The sequence below is a fragment of the Brevibacillus sp. genome (assembly GCF_003521185.1).
GTDB classification, from domain to species: Bacteria; Bacillota; Bacilli; order Brevibacillales; family Brevibacillaceae; genus Brevibacillus; species Brevibacillus parabrevis.
Genome location: NZ_DOTK01000078.1, coordinates 119,032 through 134,616 on the forward strand (window position 1 = coordinate 119,032; position 15,585 = coordinate 134,616).

General features: G+C 47.5%; 15 protein-coding genes, 1 other RNA gene and 1 pseudogene. 13 read left to right on the forward strand and 4 right to left on the reverse strand.

What is annotated here, in order from left to right:
* The first annotated feature begins 35 nt into the window (after positions 1 to 35).
* The 8 genes and pseudogenes from DEP07_RS23200 to DEP07_RS23235 all read left to right on the forward strand — a co-directional run.
* Positions 36 to 596 (forward strand): hypothetical protein, encoded by a 561-nt coding sequence (locus tag DEP07_RS23200; protein WP_287103094.1) that lies wholly within the window; start codon positions 36 to 38, stop codon positions 594 to 596.
* 114 nt (positions 597 to 710) lie between these two features.
* Positions 711 to 1,112, forward strand: coding sequence for a hypothetical protein (locus tag DEP07_RS23205; RefSeq protein ID WP_287103095.1), 402 nt, complete (start codon positions 711 to 713; stop codon positions 1,110 to 1,112).
* Positions 1,109 to 1,570 (forward strand): JAB domain-containing protein, encoded by a 462-nt coding sequence (locus DEP07_RS23210; protein WP_287103096.1) that lies wholly within the window; start codon positions 1,109 to 1,111, stop codon positions 1,568 to 1,570. Before DEP07_RS23205 ends, DEP07_RS23210 begins: the two co-directional genes overlap by 4 nt.
* Positions 1,571 to 1,572: 2 nt before the next feature.
* Positions 1,573 to 1,899: a DUF960 family protein gene (locus DEP07_RS23215; RefSeq protein WP_287103097.1), complete on the forward strand. Its 327-nt coding sequence runs from the start codon at positions 1,573 to 1,575 to the stop codon at positions 1,897 to 1,899.
* A gap of 483 nt (positions 1,900 to 2,382) precedes the next feature.
* Entirely contained in the window at positions 2,383 to 3,141 is a 759-nt protein-coding gene (locus DEP07_RS23220; protein WP_287103098.1) for a hypothetical protein, read from the forward strand.
* An 84-nt stretch (positions 3,142 to 3,225) separates the two neighbouring features.
* Positions 3,226 to 4,878, forward strand: a complete 1,653-nt coding sequence (locus DEP07_RS23225; protein ID WP_287103099.1) for a hypothetical protein — start codon at positions 3,226 to 3,228, stop codon at positions 4,876 to 4,878.
* A gap of 245 nt (positions 4,879 to 5,123) precedes the next feature.
* Complete coding sequence (locus tag DEP07_RS23230) at positions 5,124 to 5,540, forward strand: DUF960 family protein (RefSeq protein WP_287103100.1); 417 nt, start codon at positions 5,124 to 5,126, stop codon at positions 5,538 to 5,540.
* A gap of 293 nt (positions 5,541 to 5,833) precedes the next feature.
* Positions 5,834 to 6,853 (forward strand): annotated as a pseudogene (locus DEP07_RS23235) (recombinase family protein); the annotation flags it as partial.
* 497 nt (positions 6,854 to 7,350) lie between these two features.
* Here DEP07_RS23235 and ssrA read toward each other — a convergent pair.
* From ssrA to secG, 4 genes are all read right to left on the reverse strand, one after another.
* Positions 7,351 to 7,705, reverse strand: a transfer-messenger RNA (tmRNA) gene (ssrA, locus tag DEP07_RS23240).
* A 170-nt stretch (positions 7,706 to 7,875) separates the two neighbouring features.
* A complete protein-coding gene (gene smpB / locus DEP07_RS23245) occupies positions 7,876 to 8,349 on the reverse strand; it encodes an SsrA-binding protein SmpB (RefSeq protein WP_122963688.1) in 474 nt (157 codons plus the stop codon).
* A 149-nt stretch (positions 8,350 to 8,498) separates the two neighbouring features.
* On the reverse strand, positions 8,499 to 11,003 hold the full coding sequence (rnr, locus tag DEP07_RS23250) for a ribonuclease R (protein WP_122963687.1): 2,505 nt from the start codon (positions 11,001 to 11,003) through the stop codon (positions 8,499 to 8,501).
* 143 nt (positions 11,004 to 11,146) lie between these two features.
* The gene (gene secG / locus DEP07_RS23255; protein ID WP_003843341.1) at positions 11,147 to 11,389 is read right to left on the reverse strand and encodes a preprotein translocase subunit SecG; all 243 of its coding nucleotides are present in this window, start codon (positions 11,387 to 11,389) and stop codon (positions 11,147 to 11,149) included.
* A 294-nt stretch (positions 11,390 to 11,683) separates the two neighbouring features.
* Here secG and DEP07_RS23260 point away from each other — a divergent pair, with 294 nt between their 5' ends.
* The 5 genes from DEP07_RS23260 to DEP07_RS23280 all read left to right on the forward strand — a co-directional run bounded on the left by DEP07_RS23260 (position 11,684) and on the right by DEP07_RS23280 (position 15,547).
* A complete protein-coding gene (locus DEP07_RS23260) occupies positions 11,684 to 12,079 on the forward strand; it encodes a YqzM family protein (RefSeq protein ID WP_173597700.1) in 396 nt (131 codons plus the stop codon).
* A gap of 75 nt (positions 12,080 to 12,154) precedes the next feature.
* A complete protein-coding gene (locus DEP07_RS23265) occupies positions 12,155 to 12,922 on the forward strand; it encodes an ABC transporter ATP-binding protein (RefSeq protein WP_173599425.1) in 768 nt (255 codons plus the stop codon).
* Entirely contained in the window at positions 12,919 to 13,665 is a 747-nt protein-coding gene (locus DEP07_RS23270; RefSeq protein WP_122963684.1) for an ABC transporter permease, read from the forward strand. Before DEP07_RS23265 ends, DEP07_RS23270 begins: the two co-directional genes overlap by 4 nt.
* A 114-nt stretch (positions 13,666 to 13,779) precedes the next feature.
* Positions 13,780 to 14,304 (forward strand): RNA polymerase sigma factor, encoded by a 525-nt coding sequence (locus DEP07_RS23275; RefSeq protein WP_122963683.1) that lies wholly within the window; start codon positions 13,780 to 13,782, stop codon positions 14,302 to 14,304.
* The gene (locus DEP07_RS23280; RefSeq protein WP_242774074.1) at positions 14,294 to 15,547 is read left to right on the forward strand and encodes a YjgB family protein; all 1,254 of its coding nucleotides are present in this window, start codon (positions 14,294 to 14,296) and stop codon (positions 15,545 to 15,547) included. Before DEP07_RS23275 ends, DEP07_RS23280 begins: the two co-directional genes overlap by 11 nt.
* The last annotated feature ends 38 nt before the right edge of the window (positions 15,548 to 15,585 follow it).

A 15,585-nucleotide genomic window follows, 5' to 3' on the forward strand; every position in this document is an offset into this window, starting at 1 on the left:
TAGTGAATATCAACTTATCAAAAAAGGAGTGTACTATGCGAAAGATATTCAACGGTTTGTTGGGTTTGCTCGTTCTGTTAGCGCTTGGAATATACCAATTTGGGATCGTGGGAATCGCCCAGCACGACTACGAGGAAAAAGCCTTGTATGTCGCCAAATACAATAGTGAAACCCCCAACCCTGAGGATGAAGTCGAAACCGCGTTTTGGTTAGCAGAACGTGACATCCGTTATCATTTGAGGGTGAACAATGATACGTTTTTGGCGGAAGAGCTGAGCGCAACGGCTAATTTCTCGTACAATTTGTCCTACATTTTGAATCTTCCAGCGAAACTCATTCACAATATTCGCTTTGACGTTCAACTCGCGAATGAAATAAATCAATCCACGCTGGGTACGATTACGATGGCTACGGCAATTCTGTTTGACTTTGTATATGCCATTGTAGGCTTTGTCGGAGCATGGCTCATGCTGCTAGTAGGAACGGTAGTTGGGCTTGTTTGTCATCCTATCAATACGATTCTGGACATACCCGCTTGCATTTGGGGGCTCTTGAAGACGGTTTTCTATGCCATCTATCACCTTTTGGCATGGTAGTCACTTTCGTTTTATTAGTTTTTGTCAATCACTACTAACCAATAAAATTCATGAAGGCACCTTCCTTGAAACCGATGGGGAAGGTGCCTTTTACTTTTGAGGAGGAAACAGAGCATGAGAACAATTAAGACGATACAGGACATACGCATCCTGCGGGAAGCAAGCGTATTTTCAAACGGCTTTATGAACTTCCTGGAAGAAGAGTTTCTTGGGCTGAAGGAAGCGTTTGACTTTGACGGTTTGGATGAAGCTTTCACTCTAGAATACGGCTATTTGGTGATTTTGCAACGTGGAGACAACCTGCGAGACTTGAGTATGGTCGGACTGAAATGGGCACAGAATGGATTGCTAGGCTGCATGCCAGAGTATATCGAAAAAAATGAAAGAGAAGGAGAGGTTTGGTACAAGGTAGTGGTCGTTTTCTCCAATGATGACGGGATGATCTTCTATGTTCCTGAGGAAACCGTTGCGAATGACGATGAAATAAAGACGTGGTTAGAGGAGAATGTAGAATGAAAACTGTCAAAGAAAAAGCGAAACGGGTCAACATTGTTCGAATCAAAATGGTTAAGGAGTCCAGTCTCCTATACCCTCAACGTAGAATCCGAATGGCAGTGGATGCTGTAGGGCTGTTCCAAAAGTTTCTGCAAGAGACAGATCGGGAGCAGTTCTTTTTGCTTTGCCTCAACACCAAGAATGAACCAACAGCCATTCACACTGTTTCGGTAGGTTCCCTGGACGCAAGCATCGTCCACCCACGGGAAGTGTACAAAACTGCCATACTCGCGAATAGTGCAGCAGTGATAGTTGCACATAACCATCCGAGTGGTGACCCTACTCCCAGCAACCAAGACCTGAAAGTTACAAGGAGGCTACAAGAAGCCGGAGAGATACTGGGGATCACCATACTTGATCACATCATTGTTGGTACGGAGGGTGCGTGCGTTAGCTTGAAAGAAGGAGGGTACATGTAAGGATGGAAACGCGGAAACCGTTTTGCTCAGATCGATACGTGACACGTAGAGTCAATGAAGTTTTACCGTTTGAACTGCAGCTCCTCCTGTGGGGCATCCTTGAGAAAAGGCAGGAGCGTGGAGATCAGTTTCACTACCTACAAGTGTTCGAGCTTTCAGCAGAGTGGGTGGACGAAGAGCCAGTGCAGAAGATATTGAATCGGCAGGAGCAGCCATTCCATCAGGAAGAGTTCTACGTCAACCACATCGAGAATTTGACCATTGGAGTCACCGTTTGGGTCATAGATTCGGGGGAGTACGCAACTATGCTCCTGCCTGAAGAGTATTGAGAGGAGAGATAGAATGGGTCGACTAGTCTTAGAGTTAGCCATTGTCGTTCTGGCTGTCGTACTGAAATACAAAAAGTAAGAGAAATGGCGAGGATTACTTGATCAGAGGTTATGCAATGGATAGATGGAATCCGTAGGAAAGAAGCCATTGTCTACATTGCGATTCCTAGGTAATTTGCATACATGATAACCATCTGGCTGTGCATCACTTTGCCTAGCGTTAGTTCATTTTAACTGGCTTGTCTAGTATAATTTTTATTTTACACTTTATACTTTACAGAGTATCGATGACATGTTATATTATTTCTCAACAATTAAATTGGCCGGCACGATGAAAGAACATTATGTTCAAAAAGTGACGACAAAAAGCGAATCGACGATTTGCGCCAGTAAGTTTCCTAATGAGTCCTTAGATTCATTAGGTTTCTTGCTGGCGCTTTTATTTTTTCATTCGCTGCCAACACATTCGAAAGGAGCAGGAAAATGGAAAAACTTCAATACGAGTTTCAAACTCTACGTGTACAGTCACTGGATTCTGTTCTGTATCTTAAAACACTTATTTCACAAGGAGCGCTTGGTATTTCCGGTTATTCTATATTCTCCGGAGATGCAATAAGCCATGAAATTTGCTTACCAACTTTGCTGCAAGTCTATTCAGAAGGAGAGATCATCAGTTATTTCAAGCAACTAAGTGAAACACATCTGGTAACGCCTAATGAAATTACATTGACTGCTGAAGTCTTACCAAATATTAAACATCTTGAATATCCAGAAGTGGAAAATTCCATTGTTATTACCATCTCAGAAGAACAACATTTCTTAGCACCAAGCTATTTACCCGAACATAGAGAAACCCTTATAAAGGGTATTGCTAGATTGGGAAAAGCAGAGTTGGAAAAATATATAGGAGAATTTATTGACCAACGATTTAGTTTGATGCTCAGAGTTGATGAAGGAGAAGAATTTTATATTTCCGACTTTAAAATTCACATCAATTGTGACATCAAACAAATTGAGGAGATAAAATTGCATTTCAATAATCATTTTGAATATATTCACAATCAATGCAAAAACGGGTTCATCGAGTTCTACTATCATTCTAAAGAAGGACCCTTTGTATATACCATTTGTGATATTATCTGGGTCACAATGGAGTTTTTTGGACCTAGAATTACTTCCATTCTGTCTAATCTAGGTATTCGCGATTACAATATCGTCTTTACTGTTGACGAATTTAATTAGTACTTTTTCTTTTACATTACCAGGACAAGCAAATTAATTCCGACAATGCAGAACAGTCTGAATGCCGTACCGTGTGGGGAAGGAATGGTGACGGTCCTTCCTCCCTCCAAAAGCGTCACTACAGTCAACAGCATCATTCCTGTACTGACACTTTTGACGCTTTTATTCGCTCAAAAAGTGTGGCAAGCCCGAGAGGAGAAAAAAATGTCAAATTCCAAGCCTACACCTTACGTTTTTCAAGAAGGCGGCGAATCAATAAAAGAAGAAACTCAAGCAGATTTGCTCATTCGGATTGGACATGATTACTCCTATCTTTTCCATGACCCTTCAAACGAAGCCTATGCCGAAGTTTGTTTAGATGGAAGAACCCGAACAATGAAGGTGAAAAGCAAGGATTATTCCCGTTTTCTGCTGTCACATTATTACAAAAGGAACGGGAAATCCCCGTCTCCTGACTCCGTGAATCAAGCTCAAAGTCAACTTGAAGCTGAAGCTATCTTCGACGGAAATCAACATGAACTTTGCCTTCGGATAGGAGAGCACAACAATAATTTTTACTACAATTTAAACGATGAAAAATCGAGAGTAATAGAGATTTCCCCCGGAGATTGTAAAGTAATTGATGCTCCTCCGCTCTTTTTCATCAGCAAACGAAACATGAAAGCCCAAGCCATGCCCGACTTTAGCGGTGATGTACGGCGAATTCTAAAACACATTCGACTAAAGAGAAATACAGATAAGTTATTGTATCTGGTTTATTTAATCTCCTGTTTAATTCCAGATATTCCACATCCAGTACTTGTTTTCTTCGGTGAAAAGGGAGCGGCAAAGTCTACGTCCATGAGAATGACAAAAGAAATAATTGATCCAGCGATCTCAAATTTGCTTTCTATGCCACGTAGTACAAGTGATTTGGCCCTGTCACTCCATAATAACTACATGACATCATTTGATAACCTGACTAGCATTTCCACAGAACAGAGTAACCTGCTCTGTACAGCCGTCACTGGTGGAACCATTACCAAAAGAAAATTATATTCAGACGATGAAGAAGCTATTTTGTCATTTAAAGGTTGCGTGACGCTTAACGGCATCAATGTGGTAGCTACGAAAGCCGACTTAATAGACCGATCCATCATTCTAGAATTGGATCGAGTTGACGAAAACGAGCGTAAGGAAGAGCGACTTCTTTGGGAACAATTTGAAAGAGATAAACCATTTATTCTTGGTGGTGCAATGAAAGTACTTTCAAAAGCAATTGAAATTTACCCTAACGTGCATCCGGAGTGGCTTCCTAGAATGGCAGACTTCACTCGATGGGGATATGCCATTACTGAAGCTATGGGATTCAAAGGAGAATATTTTCTGAAAGCCTACAAGGTAAACCAGATTAAAGCAAACGAAGAGGCTATTTCTACAAGTCCTGTAGCCGAAGCCATCGTAGCGCTAATGTCTCGCACCGATCTTTGGCATGGGACCGTTACTGATCTTCTACACGAATTGGAGAAGATTGCAAAAATTGAAAGGATCGATACCCACTCCAAAGAGTGGCCTGGAGCTCCCCATTCCTTAAGCCGTAGAGTCAAAGAAATTCGATCCAATTTACAAGAAAAAGACATTTTCATTGACATTCGTCATGGAGGAAAAGCAAAAATGGCGACGATCACAAGAAACCGTGAAACTGAATTAGATGCTGATGGTAATTCTTCTAAGGAATCCGAACCCTCTAATATTTGAGGTCACATAGCTAAGAAAAGCCAAACGTATTCCCTTCTAGAAGCATTTCCTCCTGACGACGGCAACGAATTGATTGTGTCATCGATTTACAACAACTTGTTGCGTCAGTAGCGTCAAAAGCGACAATAGTGATCCGACTGAATCTTTCGACACTCTTTTTCGAATCAACTGATTTTCAAGTTGATCTTATATCTATGACCCTTTTAGTTACATGCGGTGATTGAAAGTGAAAGGACTTGGTTTGAATGAAACAAGAATTTGTTCCAAGATGTACTTCTAAAACCATCAATAAGATTCTTTCTGACGAATTGAAACTCCTTTTATATAGTTTCATCGACCAACTAGTCGCTAACGATTTGGAAATGGATTGGGCACAAATATTCGAACTAAAGTCAAAAGCAATCAATGAAAAATATGTTCTACACATCACACACAGACAGGAGCACCCTTTTCGTTGCCAAGAATATGAGGTTGAGAGTAATTATCCCCATTTCAATTTGACAGTATGGATTCTTGATTTCGGAGACTACTCTTTGATGTTACTACCTGAAGATATACCACATATAAGCTTTGATCCATTTGACGAAGATCAATACTTTGATGATTTGTACTTTGACGATCTCTTCAAGTACGAGCCAAACAATTTCAGACCAGACAATTAGGATTCATTTGATATGGATTTCATAGACTAACTAATCCATAAAGGTGTGAAAAGCAAAATGATCCAATCATACAAAGCAACGATTTTACGTAAAAACTTAAAGATCGGTCACTACATTCCTGAGAAGCTAACCTTGATAAGAGAAGAACCGTCTGATTTCGATGCTGATCGACATTATTTCTCTCCTGCAGTTAGTCTACTCGGTAGGATATATGAAGATTTGACTCGATAGCATTTCACTCCCTCTCTCTTAAATCGGAGGGCAAACCTATTTTTAAAGAGGGGAAACTAGACATGAACAAAAAAGCAGCCATCTACGCTCGCTTCTCCAGCGACAACCAACGCGACGAGTCAATCGACGCACAAATCAGAGCTATCGAGGAGTACGCCAAGCGCAATTACTACGACATTGTAAAAGTCTACGCTGACCGTGCCAAAAGCGCAACATCGGACAAGCGCCCCGAATTTCAAAAGATGATTCAGGACAGCTCGCTCGAATTGTTTGAAGTGGTCATCGTCCACAAGCTGGACCGCTTCAGCCGTGACAAATACGACAGCGCCACCTATAAACGCAAGCTGAAACAGAACGGTGTCAAGCTTGTCAGCGTCACCGAGAACCTGGATGGCTCACCGGAAAGCGTCATTCTCGAATCTCTGCTGGAAGGAATGGCCGAATACTACAGCAAAAACCTCGCCCGCGAAGTAATGAAGGGCATGAAGGAGAACGCCTACCAGTGCAAACACACTGGGGGCCTCCCTCCCCTCGGCTACGACGTAGACCCGATTACCAAACAGTATGTAATCAACGAAACCGAAGCCGCTCCTGTCAAGATGATCTTTTCTATGTACCTGGATGGTTATGGTTACAATAAGATTATCGACGCTTTAAACGCCAAAGGATACAAAACCAAGCTGGGAAAGCCGTTCGGCAAGAACAGCATTCACGACATACTGCGTAATGAAAAGTACAGCGGTGTGTACGTCTTCAACAAGACGGCAAGCAAAAACGCTTTCGGCAAACGCAACGGACACTCTGTTAAAGGTGATGATGACGTAATTCGCGTTCCCGATGGCATGCCAGCGCTTGTCTCCCCCGAGGACTACCAAAAGGTCGTAGAAAAAATGAAAGCAAATAAGCGCTCCCCCGCTGCTTACAAAGCGAAAGAATCCTACCTGATAAGCGGCCTGATTTTCTGTGGCGAGTGCCTGGAAAAACACGGTCAAGAATTCGCCATGATGGGAAACTGCCGTCCCATTGGCAGAAACAAAATGAAGTACGTCACCTACCGCTGCGGGAATCGAGACAACAAGAAGAACTGCGACAACAAGGAGCTGCGCCGGGAACATATCGAGAACTTCGTCATCTCCGAGCTGCACAGCAAGATTTTCAATGACGATGTGATTCCCCAGCTTGTCGAACAGCTGAACGAACACCAGAATTCATTGAATACCGAAAGACAGGCAGAAATGTCAGCACTAAAAGCAAAACTGCAAGACGTCAGCAAGCAACTCGACAACATCGTTTCGGCAGTCGCCCAAGGCTTTACCCAAGCGTCTTTCCTGGAGAAAATGACAGAATTGGAGGAACAGAAAAACAATCTTACATTCAGCATCACAGAGCTGGGAATGGACAACAAAAAAACAGTCATCACAGAGGACATCCTGCGACAACTGTTTGGCATGTTCAAGGCTTATGTAGCTGAGAAAAACATTCCAGAAATCAAGAAGTTTATCGGTAGTTATGTAGAAAAGGTGATTGTCTACAAAGAGCATGTAGATGTTATCTTCAAGATCAAAATTGTGGATTTGTTAGGTGGAGGCGGGGGGATTCGAACCCCCGTCCGAAAACAGCGATACATGAGCATCTCCGAGCGCAGTCACTCATTTAAATTTCGGCGACGGATTCGCGGAGTGACGCGCTGACCCGTTACCTAGCCTGATTGATCTTCTTCCTTTGGCTCCAGGCGGAAGCCTCCGGCGTATCCCACTAAAGTTGAGCGCTAGTCATGCCACATGGGCGATGGAATGGTAGCGCCTCACTGGTTATTAAGCAGCGAGAGAAAGTTGTTTGTTGCCAGTTAATGGCGTTTGCGTTGGTGACGAGGTCCGCAACCCCCCGGCTCGCTTCTCATGCTCTACCATCCCCGTCGAATCCAGAACGCCCCCGAGGTATAAGGTGAGAAAAAGTCCAGATGACGAGCCATTATCGACATCCAGACTGTTGTTTACAAGTCAGTCCATGCAAGCTTGTACCGCTTGCTGTTGTTCCACTACTATAGCACAAGCGATGGCGGAAACTCAACGTTGATTGCTGCCAGGCTTGCCATAGCCATCCATTATGCCTTTTGGCGGTCGCGCAAGGCGCGCTCGACTTCGCGGGCTGCGTCCTTTTTCTTGAGGTCTTCGCGCTTGTCGTAGTTCTTCTTCCCTTTGACGAGAGCAAGCTCAACTTTGGCCCAGCCGCCTTTCAAATAAATGCTCAGCGGAACCAGCGAGTAGCCTCTTTCGCGGATCAGACCGTTCAACTTGAGGATTTCCAGCCGTCTCATCAGCAGCTTGCGGGTGCGCTCCGGTTCATGGTTGAAACGGTTGCCCTGCTCGTACGGGCTGATGTGCACGTTGTACAGCAGCAATTCGCCATTTTGCACGCGGGCAAAGCTGTCTTTGAGCTGGACGCGCGCTGCACGCACGGCCTTGATCTCCGTTCCGGTCAGGGCAATGCCTGCTTCGAATACTTGCTCGATGTGGTAATCGTGGCGTGCTTTTCGGTTTTGGGCGACTGTCTTGGTCCCGGTTTTATCTTTTGACATGGAGATCACCTCACTCGTACGTACTGCGTATCGTAACAGTTAGTCTAGCAAATTTTGCCGATGGTGGCAAGCGATTTTCCCGGAAGCTTCGGGGGCTTTCCTGGCCGATTGGCACTCAAATCAAGCCCCCTTGGCTCTTATACAATCGTTTAACGGCGTTTCCGTTTGACCTGGCTGGCTACATTCTTGCGGTTTTTCTTTTTGGAGCGGACAAAATCTTCCCAGAAGCCTTTCTGGTTCTGTGATTGATTTTCCTCTCCGCCCGTCCCGATTGGCAGTACCTCTTCCTTGGCACCTGCTGATCCGGAAGCTGGTGGACGAGAAGCTTTGGTTCCTTCGCTTCTGCGGCGATCCTTGTATTTTTGCCGGATTTCAGCCGGGTGCTTTTTGTCCTTTTGGCGATCTGGCCGTTCTGGGCGGCCTCCGCGGGAACGATCCTGCTTGCCGCGAGTCGGCTTGCGCTCTCCTCCGCGTCCGTCGATGACGCGCGGTGTACGTTCGCGGCTGCCGCGGAAACCTGCCGCTTTGGTCATGCCGACGATTTCAAAATCGATGGTGCGTTCATCCACGTTGACACTCGCCACGCGAACCTGCACAACATCCCCGATGCGGTACTGCTTGCCAGTTCGCTCCCCTACCAGCGCATACATCTTCTCATGGTAGTGATAGTAATCGTCGGTCAGGAAGCTGATGTGCACCAGCCCCTCGATCGTATTGGGCAGCTCCACGAAAATTCCGAACGAGGTAACACTGGAGATCACGCCTTCAAATTCTTCTCCGATGTGCTCTTTCATGAACTCCGCTTTTTTCAGGTCGTCCGTCTCACGCTCGGCGTCCACAGCCAGTCGCTCGCGCTGGGAAGCGTGCTCGGCGATAACCGGCATTTGCTCCGCCCAATACGCCAAACGCTTCTCTGACAGGTTGTTGCCCTGCTCGATCCAATCCCGAATGCGGCGATGGACAATCAGGTCCGGGTAGCGGCGAATCGGCGATGTAAAATGCGTGTAAAACTCGGTGGACAGCCCGTAGTGACCGAGGCTTTCCGCGTCGTAGCGCGCTTGCTTCATGGAACGCAGCATGACCGTGCTGATGATGATTTCTTCCGGCGTGCCTTTGACTTCCTCCAAGAGCTGTTGCAGCGCACGAGGATGTACAGAGTTGCCTTTTCCCCGGATCGAATAGCCGAAGTTCGTGATAAACTCCATGAAAGACATGAGCTTCTCCGCGTTCGGGTCTTCGTGAATGCGGTACATGAACGGCTGCTTCATCCAGTGGAAATGCTCTGCCACTGTCTCGTTGGCTGCCAGCATAAATTCTTCAATAATCTGCTCGGCAATCGAGCGCGTGCGGAAGCCGATCTCTGTCGGTGCGCCTTCTTCGTTGACAAAAATTTTCGCTTCGCGGAAATCGAAGTCGATGGCTCCGCGCTGCATCCGCTTGGAACGCAGCTTCAGTGCCAGCTTCTTCATTTCCTCGAACATCGGGACAAGCTCGCTGTACTTCTCAAGCAAAGCTTCGTCCTTGTCTTCCAGGATGCTGCGCACATCGGCGTACGTCATGCGCTCGTTGGTACGGATAACGCTGAGGAAAATATCGTACTTCACCAGCTGCGCATTTTGGTCCATCTCCATATCGCAGGAGATCGTCAGCCGATCCACTTTTGGATTCAAGCTGCATATCCCGTTCGACAAGCGGTGCGGCAGCATCGGGATGACACGGTCGACCAAATAGACGCTCGTACCCCGGCGATACGCTTCATTGTCCAGCGCAGACTTTTCACGGACATAATAGCTGACGTCGGCAATATGCACGCCAAGCCTTACATTTCCGTTCGGCAACACTTCAAGCGACACGGCATCGTCCAAATCCTTCGCGTCCGCTCCGTCGATTGTGACCATCATCCGGTCGCGCAGATCGCGGCGTTCCTTGATTTCGTCTTCGGAAATTTCGTCCGGCGAAGCCTCTGCTTCCGCCAGCACCTCATCCGGGAACGCTTCCGGCAGATTGAACTTGCGGATAATCGACAGGATATCGACTCCCGGGTCGTTTTTGTGCCCCAGAATCTCGACGATTTCTCCTTCTGGATTCACCCGTCCTTCCGGGTAGCGGACGATATTGACGACTACTTTGTGGCCGTCTACCGCTCCGTTGTACGCCGTTTTCGGGATGAAAATGTCTTTGCCAATCCGCTTTTCATCCGGGATGACAAACGCGTAGTACGTCTCGTCCTTGAACGTCCCGACAACTTGGGTCATTCCCCGCTCGACGATGCGAACGATCCGTCCTTCCAGGCGATTGCCGCCCGCTTCCTTTTCCACACGAACCAGCACGGTATCACCGTGAATCGCTCCGTTCATGTCGTTGGCGTGTACGTATACATCTTCCATGTCAGGTGTTTCCGGGATGATAAACCCAAAGCCTTTTGGATGGCTTTGCAGACGTCCGCGCACCAAATTCATTTTTTCAGGTACACCATATCGATTCGCACGAGTGCGGATAATCTCTCCGCCGGCTTCCAGTGCGTTCAGCGTCTTCACCAGTTCCTTGAAGGAAGCTGAGTCCTTGATTTCAAACGCTTCCTCCAGTTCCTTCACTGTCATCGGGTGATAGGCCTGCTCGCGCATGAACGCGAGTATTTTTTCTTGATCTGTCATTCACAAACCTCCTTTTTTCGCGTGGCTCTACCGCGCTGTTCCATTTCTCCATTACTATGTAGTATTCACCGTTCATCCACATCGCAATCGGAATAGCGAAAAAGACAGCAAGTCGCACTCGCTGTCTTTCGGCTATTCGTCTATTACGCTCCTGTTTTCAAGAAATACCCGAGCAAAATCGCAAAAATCATGAAAGCAACCGCAAATACAACGGTCAGTTTCCCTAAAAGTGCGTCAATCCCACGGGCTTTTTGTTTGCCCATCAGTTGCTCTGCACCGCCACCAATCGCTCCCGAAAGGCCGGCACTCTTTCCAGATTGCAGCAACACGACGATAATTAAGCCAATACTTGCGATCACAAGTAAAATTTTCGCAGCCAATGCCATCTACATTCACCTCAAAACGGATTTCCAAGGCGGTAAAAAACCAATATAACCACTTTATCATACTTGTCTGGTTACAGCAACCCGCTATCCTTTCCATTATATGTGGAGCAATCATCCGCAAAATAATCTCCGACTTTTTAGGCACAATAGATAGAGATAGTGAAAGATTGTTTACACAAAATTGGCAAATTGTGTACTTTCTTTGTCTGTTTGGCAGTCGCCTTGCAACTGTCAAGATTTTGCCGTAAAATTGCAGTTGAACCTTTATTATTTGCATCGGGAGGTCTTTGTCAAATGGCTGGGTCCAACAAAAAAGACATGAATCAAAACGACGTAATTGATTCCGCGAAGGCCTTTTTCACTTCGTTTGGTATCTTGTTTCTAGTTTTTCTCATTGCACTCGTAGGATCGATTATTTTCCCGCCAAAACATGGGGAAGAAGCTCAAGGTGGCGGCGCACCTACTGCCAACATTGACGCTGCAGCTATTTTCAAACAAAACTGTGCTTCCTGTCACGGGCAAAACCTTGAAGGAATCGCAGGTCCAAACCTGACCAAAGTCGGGGCAACTTACAGCGCTGAAGACATCGCCAAAATTATCAAAGAAGGTAAAGGCGGCATGCCTCCAGGAATGCTGAAAAAGCAACCAGAAATTCAAGCGGTTGCACAATGGCTGTCGGAGCACAAATAAGTACATAGATAGCCGTAAGGAGAAACACCGAAGACTCGTCCTCTTCGGTGTTTTGCCGTTGATGGGGGGATTTGCATGAGCACCGTCATGGAGATTGAATCGTTGGGCAAAAAAGTTTTCGCTTCTGCCGATTCCTGGCTTTTTCGCGACTTGAACGCAACCATCTCAGAACCTGCTATTATTGGAATCCTCGGAAAATCCGGTCAGGGCAAAAGCACGCTGCTCCGCATTTTAGGCCGACTGTTGGCTCCCGATCACGGAACCGTCCGAATGGAGCAAAAAGCAATGGAGCAATGGCCGAGCGCCTTGTGGCGAATGAAAATGAGCTACGTCGCCCAGCAGGCGACCATGCTGCCCGGTACGGTAGAAGACAATTTGCGAACCGCAAGCATGCTGCACCAGCGCCCTTTTGACCAACAGCTCGCCCGCGCCCTGTTTGAACAGCTTCATCTGGAACAGGTCGAATGGACGAAGCCAGCGCAGCAACTGTCTGGCGGCGAAAAACAGCGTGTAGCCCTCGTGCGGACACTGCTCCTGCGTCCGGCTGTTCTGCTATTGGATGAAGTCACAGCCTCGCTGGATACGAGAAGCAAACTGGCAACCGAGCAATTGCTCGTCGATTTGCACAAACAAACAGGCACGACCATCCTCTGGGTCACGCACGATCTGGAAGAGGCGAAAAACAACTGCGAACGCATCTGGTTCATGGCAGATCATCAGCTGCAGGCAGACATGCCCAGCCACGCGTTTTTTCAGGCGCCGCCCACCGAACAGGCGCGGGACTTTTTGCAGACATCACTAGCACAAGCTCATCCAGGCGCGAAAGAGGTACACCCTATATGACGTATACATCGATCTGGATCGCATTTGCCTTCGTACTGATTGCCCTCCTCCTCTCCTTGTGGCAGCGGCTTGGGCTGGAAAAGGAAATTGCCGTCGGCACGATCCGCTCGACGCTGCAACTTTTGGCGATTGGCTACGTGTTGCATTTCGTCTTTCATTCGGACAGCATCTTGTTCATTTTGCTGCTCATCGCCATGATGATTGCCGTCGCCTCCTGGAACGCGGCGAGCAAAGCGAAAAAGCTGCGCGGCATTTTTGGGCGCATCGCTCTTTCGCTTGCGCTCACGGAGCTGGTCACCATGGGGCTGTTGGTGACGCTCGGACTGGTTTCGCCGACACCTCAGTACTTGATTCCGATGAGCGGCATGATTATCGGCAGCTCCATGATCGTTTGCAGCCTGTTTCTTACCCATATGAACAGGGAAGTGGAAACCTCGCGCGGCGAGATCGAGGCGCTTTTGTGCCTGGGAGCGACTACCCGGCAAGCGGTGCAAATCGTCCTCAAGCGCGCCGTGAAAGCAAGCATGATTCCTACTTTTGATACGATGAAAACGATTGGGCTTGTCCAGTTGCCCGGCATGATGACGGGGATGATTATTGCTGGCGCCAGTCCCATCGAAGCTGTTCGTTACCAGATTCTCATCATGCTCAGCTTCAGCTCGTCTGCTGCTGTCTCCGCCGTTCTGATCAGCATGCTGAGTTATCGGCTCTGGTTTACACGCGATTCCATGTTGCACTCATAACGTTCTTTCCAAAAACTGTCGGTCATGTTTCCGGCAGTTTTTTTTCGTCTTTTGTAATGAAAGCACGCCTTGGTCGTCAAATTACAAGTAGAAAGCATAAAAGGTGGTTCAGCTATGGACAAAAACAGCATCATCGAGCAATGGTTTCTGCGCTATAGCGACGACATCTACAAGTTCCTCGTCTACTACACCGGAAACAAGGACGTGGAGGATCTTGTCCAGGATGTGTTCCTCAAGGCGCTGCGGTCACTGGAGTCATTCGAAGGCCGATCGCAACCGAAAACATGGCTGCTCACCATCGCCAGACATACAGCGATCGACTTTGCCCGCAAAAATCGGCTGCGCAACTGGCTGCCGGACAAATGGCTTGCCGGGGTTCAATCGGAAGCAAAAACGCCGGAGGAAATTTTGCATCTGCACGCCGAACAGCAAGCCCTGTACCAGGCCGTCAGAAAAATGAAGCCCGCTTATCGCGAAGTCTTGATCTTGCGCGGGATAAAGGGGCTATCCCCCAAAGAAACGGCCGAAATTCTCGACTGGTCGGAAAACAAAGTAAACGTGACCATGCACCGGGCCATGAAGGCGGTAAAAGAGCATTTGATGCAAGACAGAAAGGAGATGGTAGGCGATGCCATCTAAAACAGACGACCAGCTTCTAAACGACATGAAAGGACTACCTGACATGAAAATGAACCAGGATAAAAAACAGGAAATCATCTCCACGATCCGCTCGACTGACACTCATTCCTTGCCTAAACGAACAGCCGCTTCCCCCGGCCGCTTCTCTGCTCTGGGTAAAGGCTTGGCCGTATGCTCTGTTCTGGCGGCGACGATCTGGATGGGAGCGACCCTCATCAGCAACAACCAGCAAAGCACCATGCCGGAATCAATCACAAGCAACACGCCCGGCTCGACTTCTGCTTCCCCTGGCCCAGCGGCTGGAAAAGGAAATGCCGTAACCCCTGCGCCTGTTCAGCCGCAATCGGAGCAATTGCTGCCGCTCATCCGCAAAGACGCCGAAAAAGGCAAAGTGATTGAGGTTCCTTACAGCGTGGAGCAGACTGTTTTTGATCAAGTCGAAAAAGATTGGGGCAAGCCGGATCATACCGATCAGGCAAACGGCCTGACCTACTCCACCTATGCCAAACGCGGTGTCGTGTTCGGTTACAACAAAGGCATGCAGGTGGTCGATATCCGCACGAACGATCCCCGCTTGGCGAAACTCAATGCGGACATGGTGGAAAAGGCGATGGGAAAACCCGGCCGTATTTCCGAGTTCGCCGGTAAAACGATTTACACATACGACGTAACAGACAAATACCAAATCAAGTTTATCTTCCAAGGCAAGAAAACCGCCAGTGCCAAGGATCTCGTCCTGGTTCGCTACAACGTCTACTACCCGCAAGGCAACAAAAACCTGATGCTGTACGGAAGCAATGCCGATATTTTGCAAAGCATCCGCGATCTGGCCAAAAACGGGCAAACTTTCGGCAGCGAATATCGCGTCGAAAAAGACTTATTTGATGACATCGAAAAACAGATCGGCAAACCAGATATCGTCGCGACCTTCAATGGAATTACCTACAATACCTACATGGACAAAGGATTGGTCTTCGCCTTCAACAAAGGCATGCAAGTCGTGGATATTCGCTCCTACGATGCACGCCTGCAAGCAATCAGCCAAGCGGAAGTTCTGCAAACGTTGGGCAAGCCGAACAGTGCCACGACCGCAGCAGGTGAAACCATCTACACGTACAAAGTTACGCCTGACTACGAGTTGAAAATCATCTTTAGCGGAACGGGCGGCAAGCCGGAGAAACTCTACATCGATCACGTCAACATTTACTATCCGCGCGGCACGATCAACAACATGGCAGGCTGATCAGCACCATTTTGTACGATCGGGTAGGAGGCTACCCA

Excerpts from the sequence above, each read along its gene's own strand:
- DEP07_RS23200 (WP_287103094.1), top strand. The coding sequence starts at position 36 with ATGCGAAAGATATTCAACGGTTTGTTGGGTTTGCTCGTTCTGTTAGCG.
- DEP07_RS23205 (WP_287103095.1), top strand. The coding sequence starts at position 711 with ATGAGAACAATTAAGACGATACAGGACATACGCATCCTGCGGGAAGCA.
- DEP07_RS23210 (WP_287103096.1), top strand. The coding sequence starts at position 1,109 with ATGAAAACTGTCAAAGAAAAAGCGAAACGGGTCAACATTGTTCGAATC.
- DEP07_RS23215 (WP_287103097.1), top strand. The coding sequence starts at position 1,573 with ATGGAAACGCGGAAACCGTTTTGCTCAGATCGATACGTGACACGTAGA.
- DEP07_RS23220 (WP_287103098.1), top strand. The coding sequence starts at position 2,383 with ATGGAAAAACTTCAATACGAGTTTCAAACTCTACGTGTACAGTCACTG.
- DEP07_RS23225 (WP_287103099.1), top strand. The coding sequence starts at position 3,226 with ATGGTGACGGTCCTTCCTCCCTCCAAAAGCGTCACTACAGTCAACAGC.
- DEP07_RS23230 (WP_287103100.1), top strand. The coding sequence starts at position 5,124 with ATGAAACAAGAATTTGTTCCAAGATGTACTTCTAAAACCATCAATAAG.
- smpB (WP_122963688.1), bottom strand. The coding sequence starts at position 8,349 with ATGTCAAAAGATAAAACCGGGACCAAGACAGTCGCCCAAAACCGAAAA.
- rnr (WP_122963687.1), bottom strand. The coding sequence starts at position 11,003 with ATGACAGATCAAGAAAAAATACTCGCGTTCATGCGCGAGCAGGCCTAT.
- secG (WP_003843341.1), bottom strand. The coding sequence starts at position 11,389 with ATGGCATTGGCTGCGAAAATTTTACTTGTGATCGCAAGTATTGGCTTA.
- DEP07_RS23260 (WP_173597700.1), top strand. The coding sequence starts at position 11,684 with ATGGCTGGGTCCAACAAAAAAGACATGAATCAAAACGACGTAATTGAT.
- DEP07_RS23265 (WP_173599425.1), top strand. The coding sequence starts at position 12,155 with ATGAGCACCGTCATGGAGATTGAATCGTTGGGCAAAAAAGTTTTCGCT.
- DEP07_RS23270 (WP_122963684.1), top strand. The coding sequence starts at position 12,919 with ATGACGTATACATCGATCTGGATCGCATTTGCCTTCGTACTGATTGCC.
- DEP07_RS23275 (WP_122963683.1), top strand. The coding sequence starts at position 13,780 with ATGGACAAAAACAGCATCATCGAGCAATGGTTTCTGCGCTATAGCGAC.
- DEP07_RS23280 (WP_242774074.1), top strand. The coding sequence starts at position 14,294 with ATGCCATCTAAAACAGACGACCAGCTTCTAAACGACATGAAAGGACTA.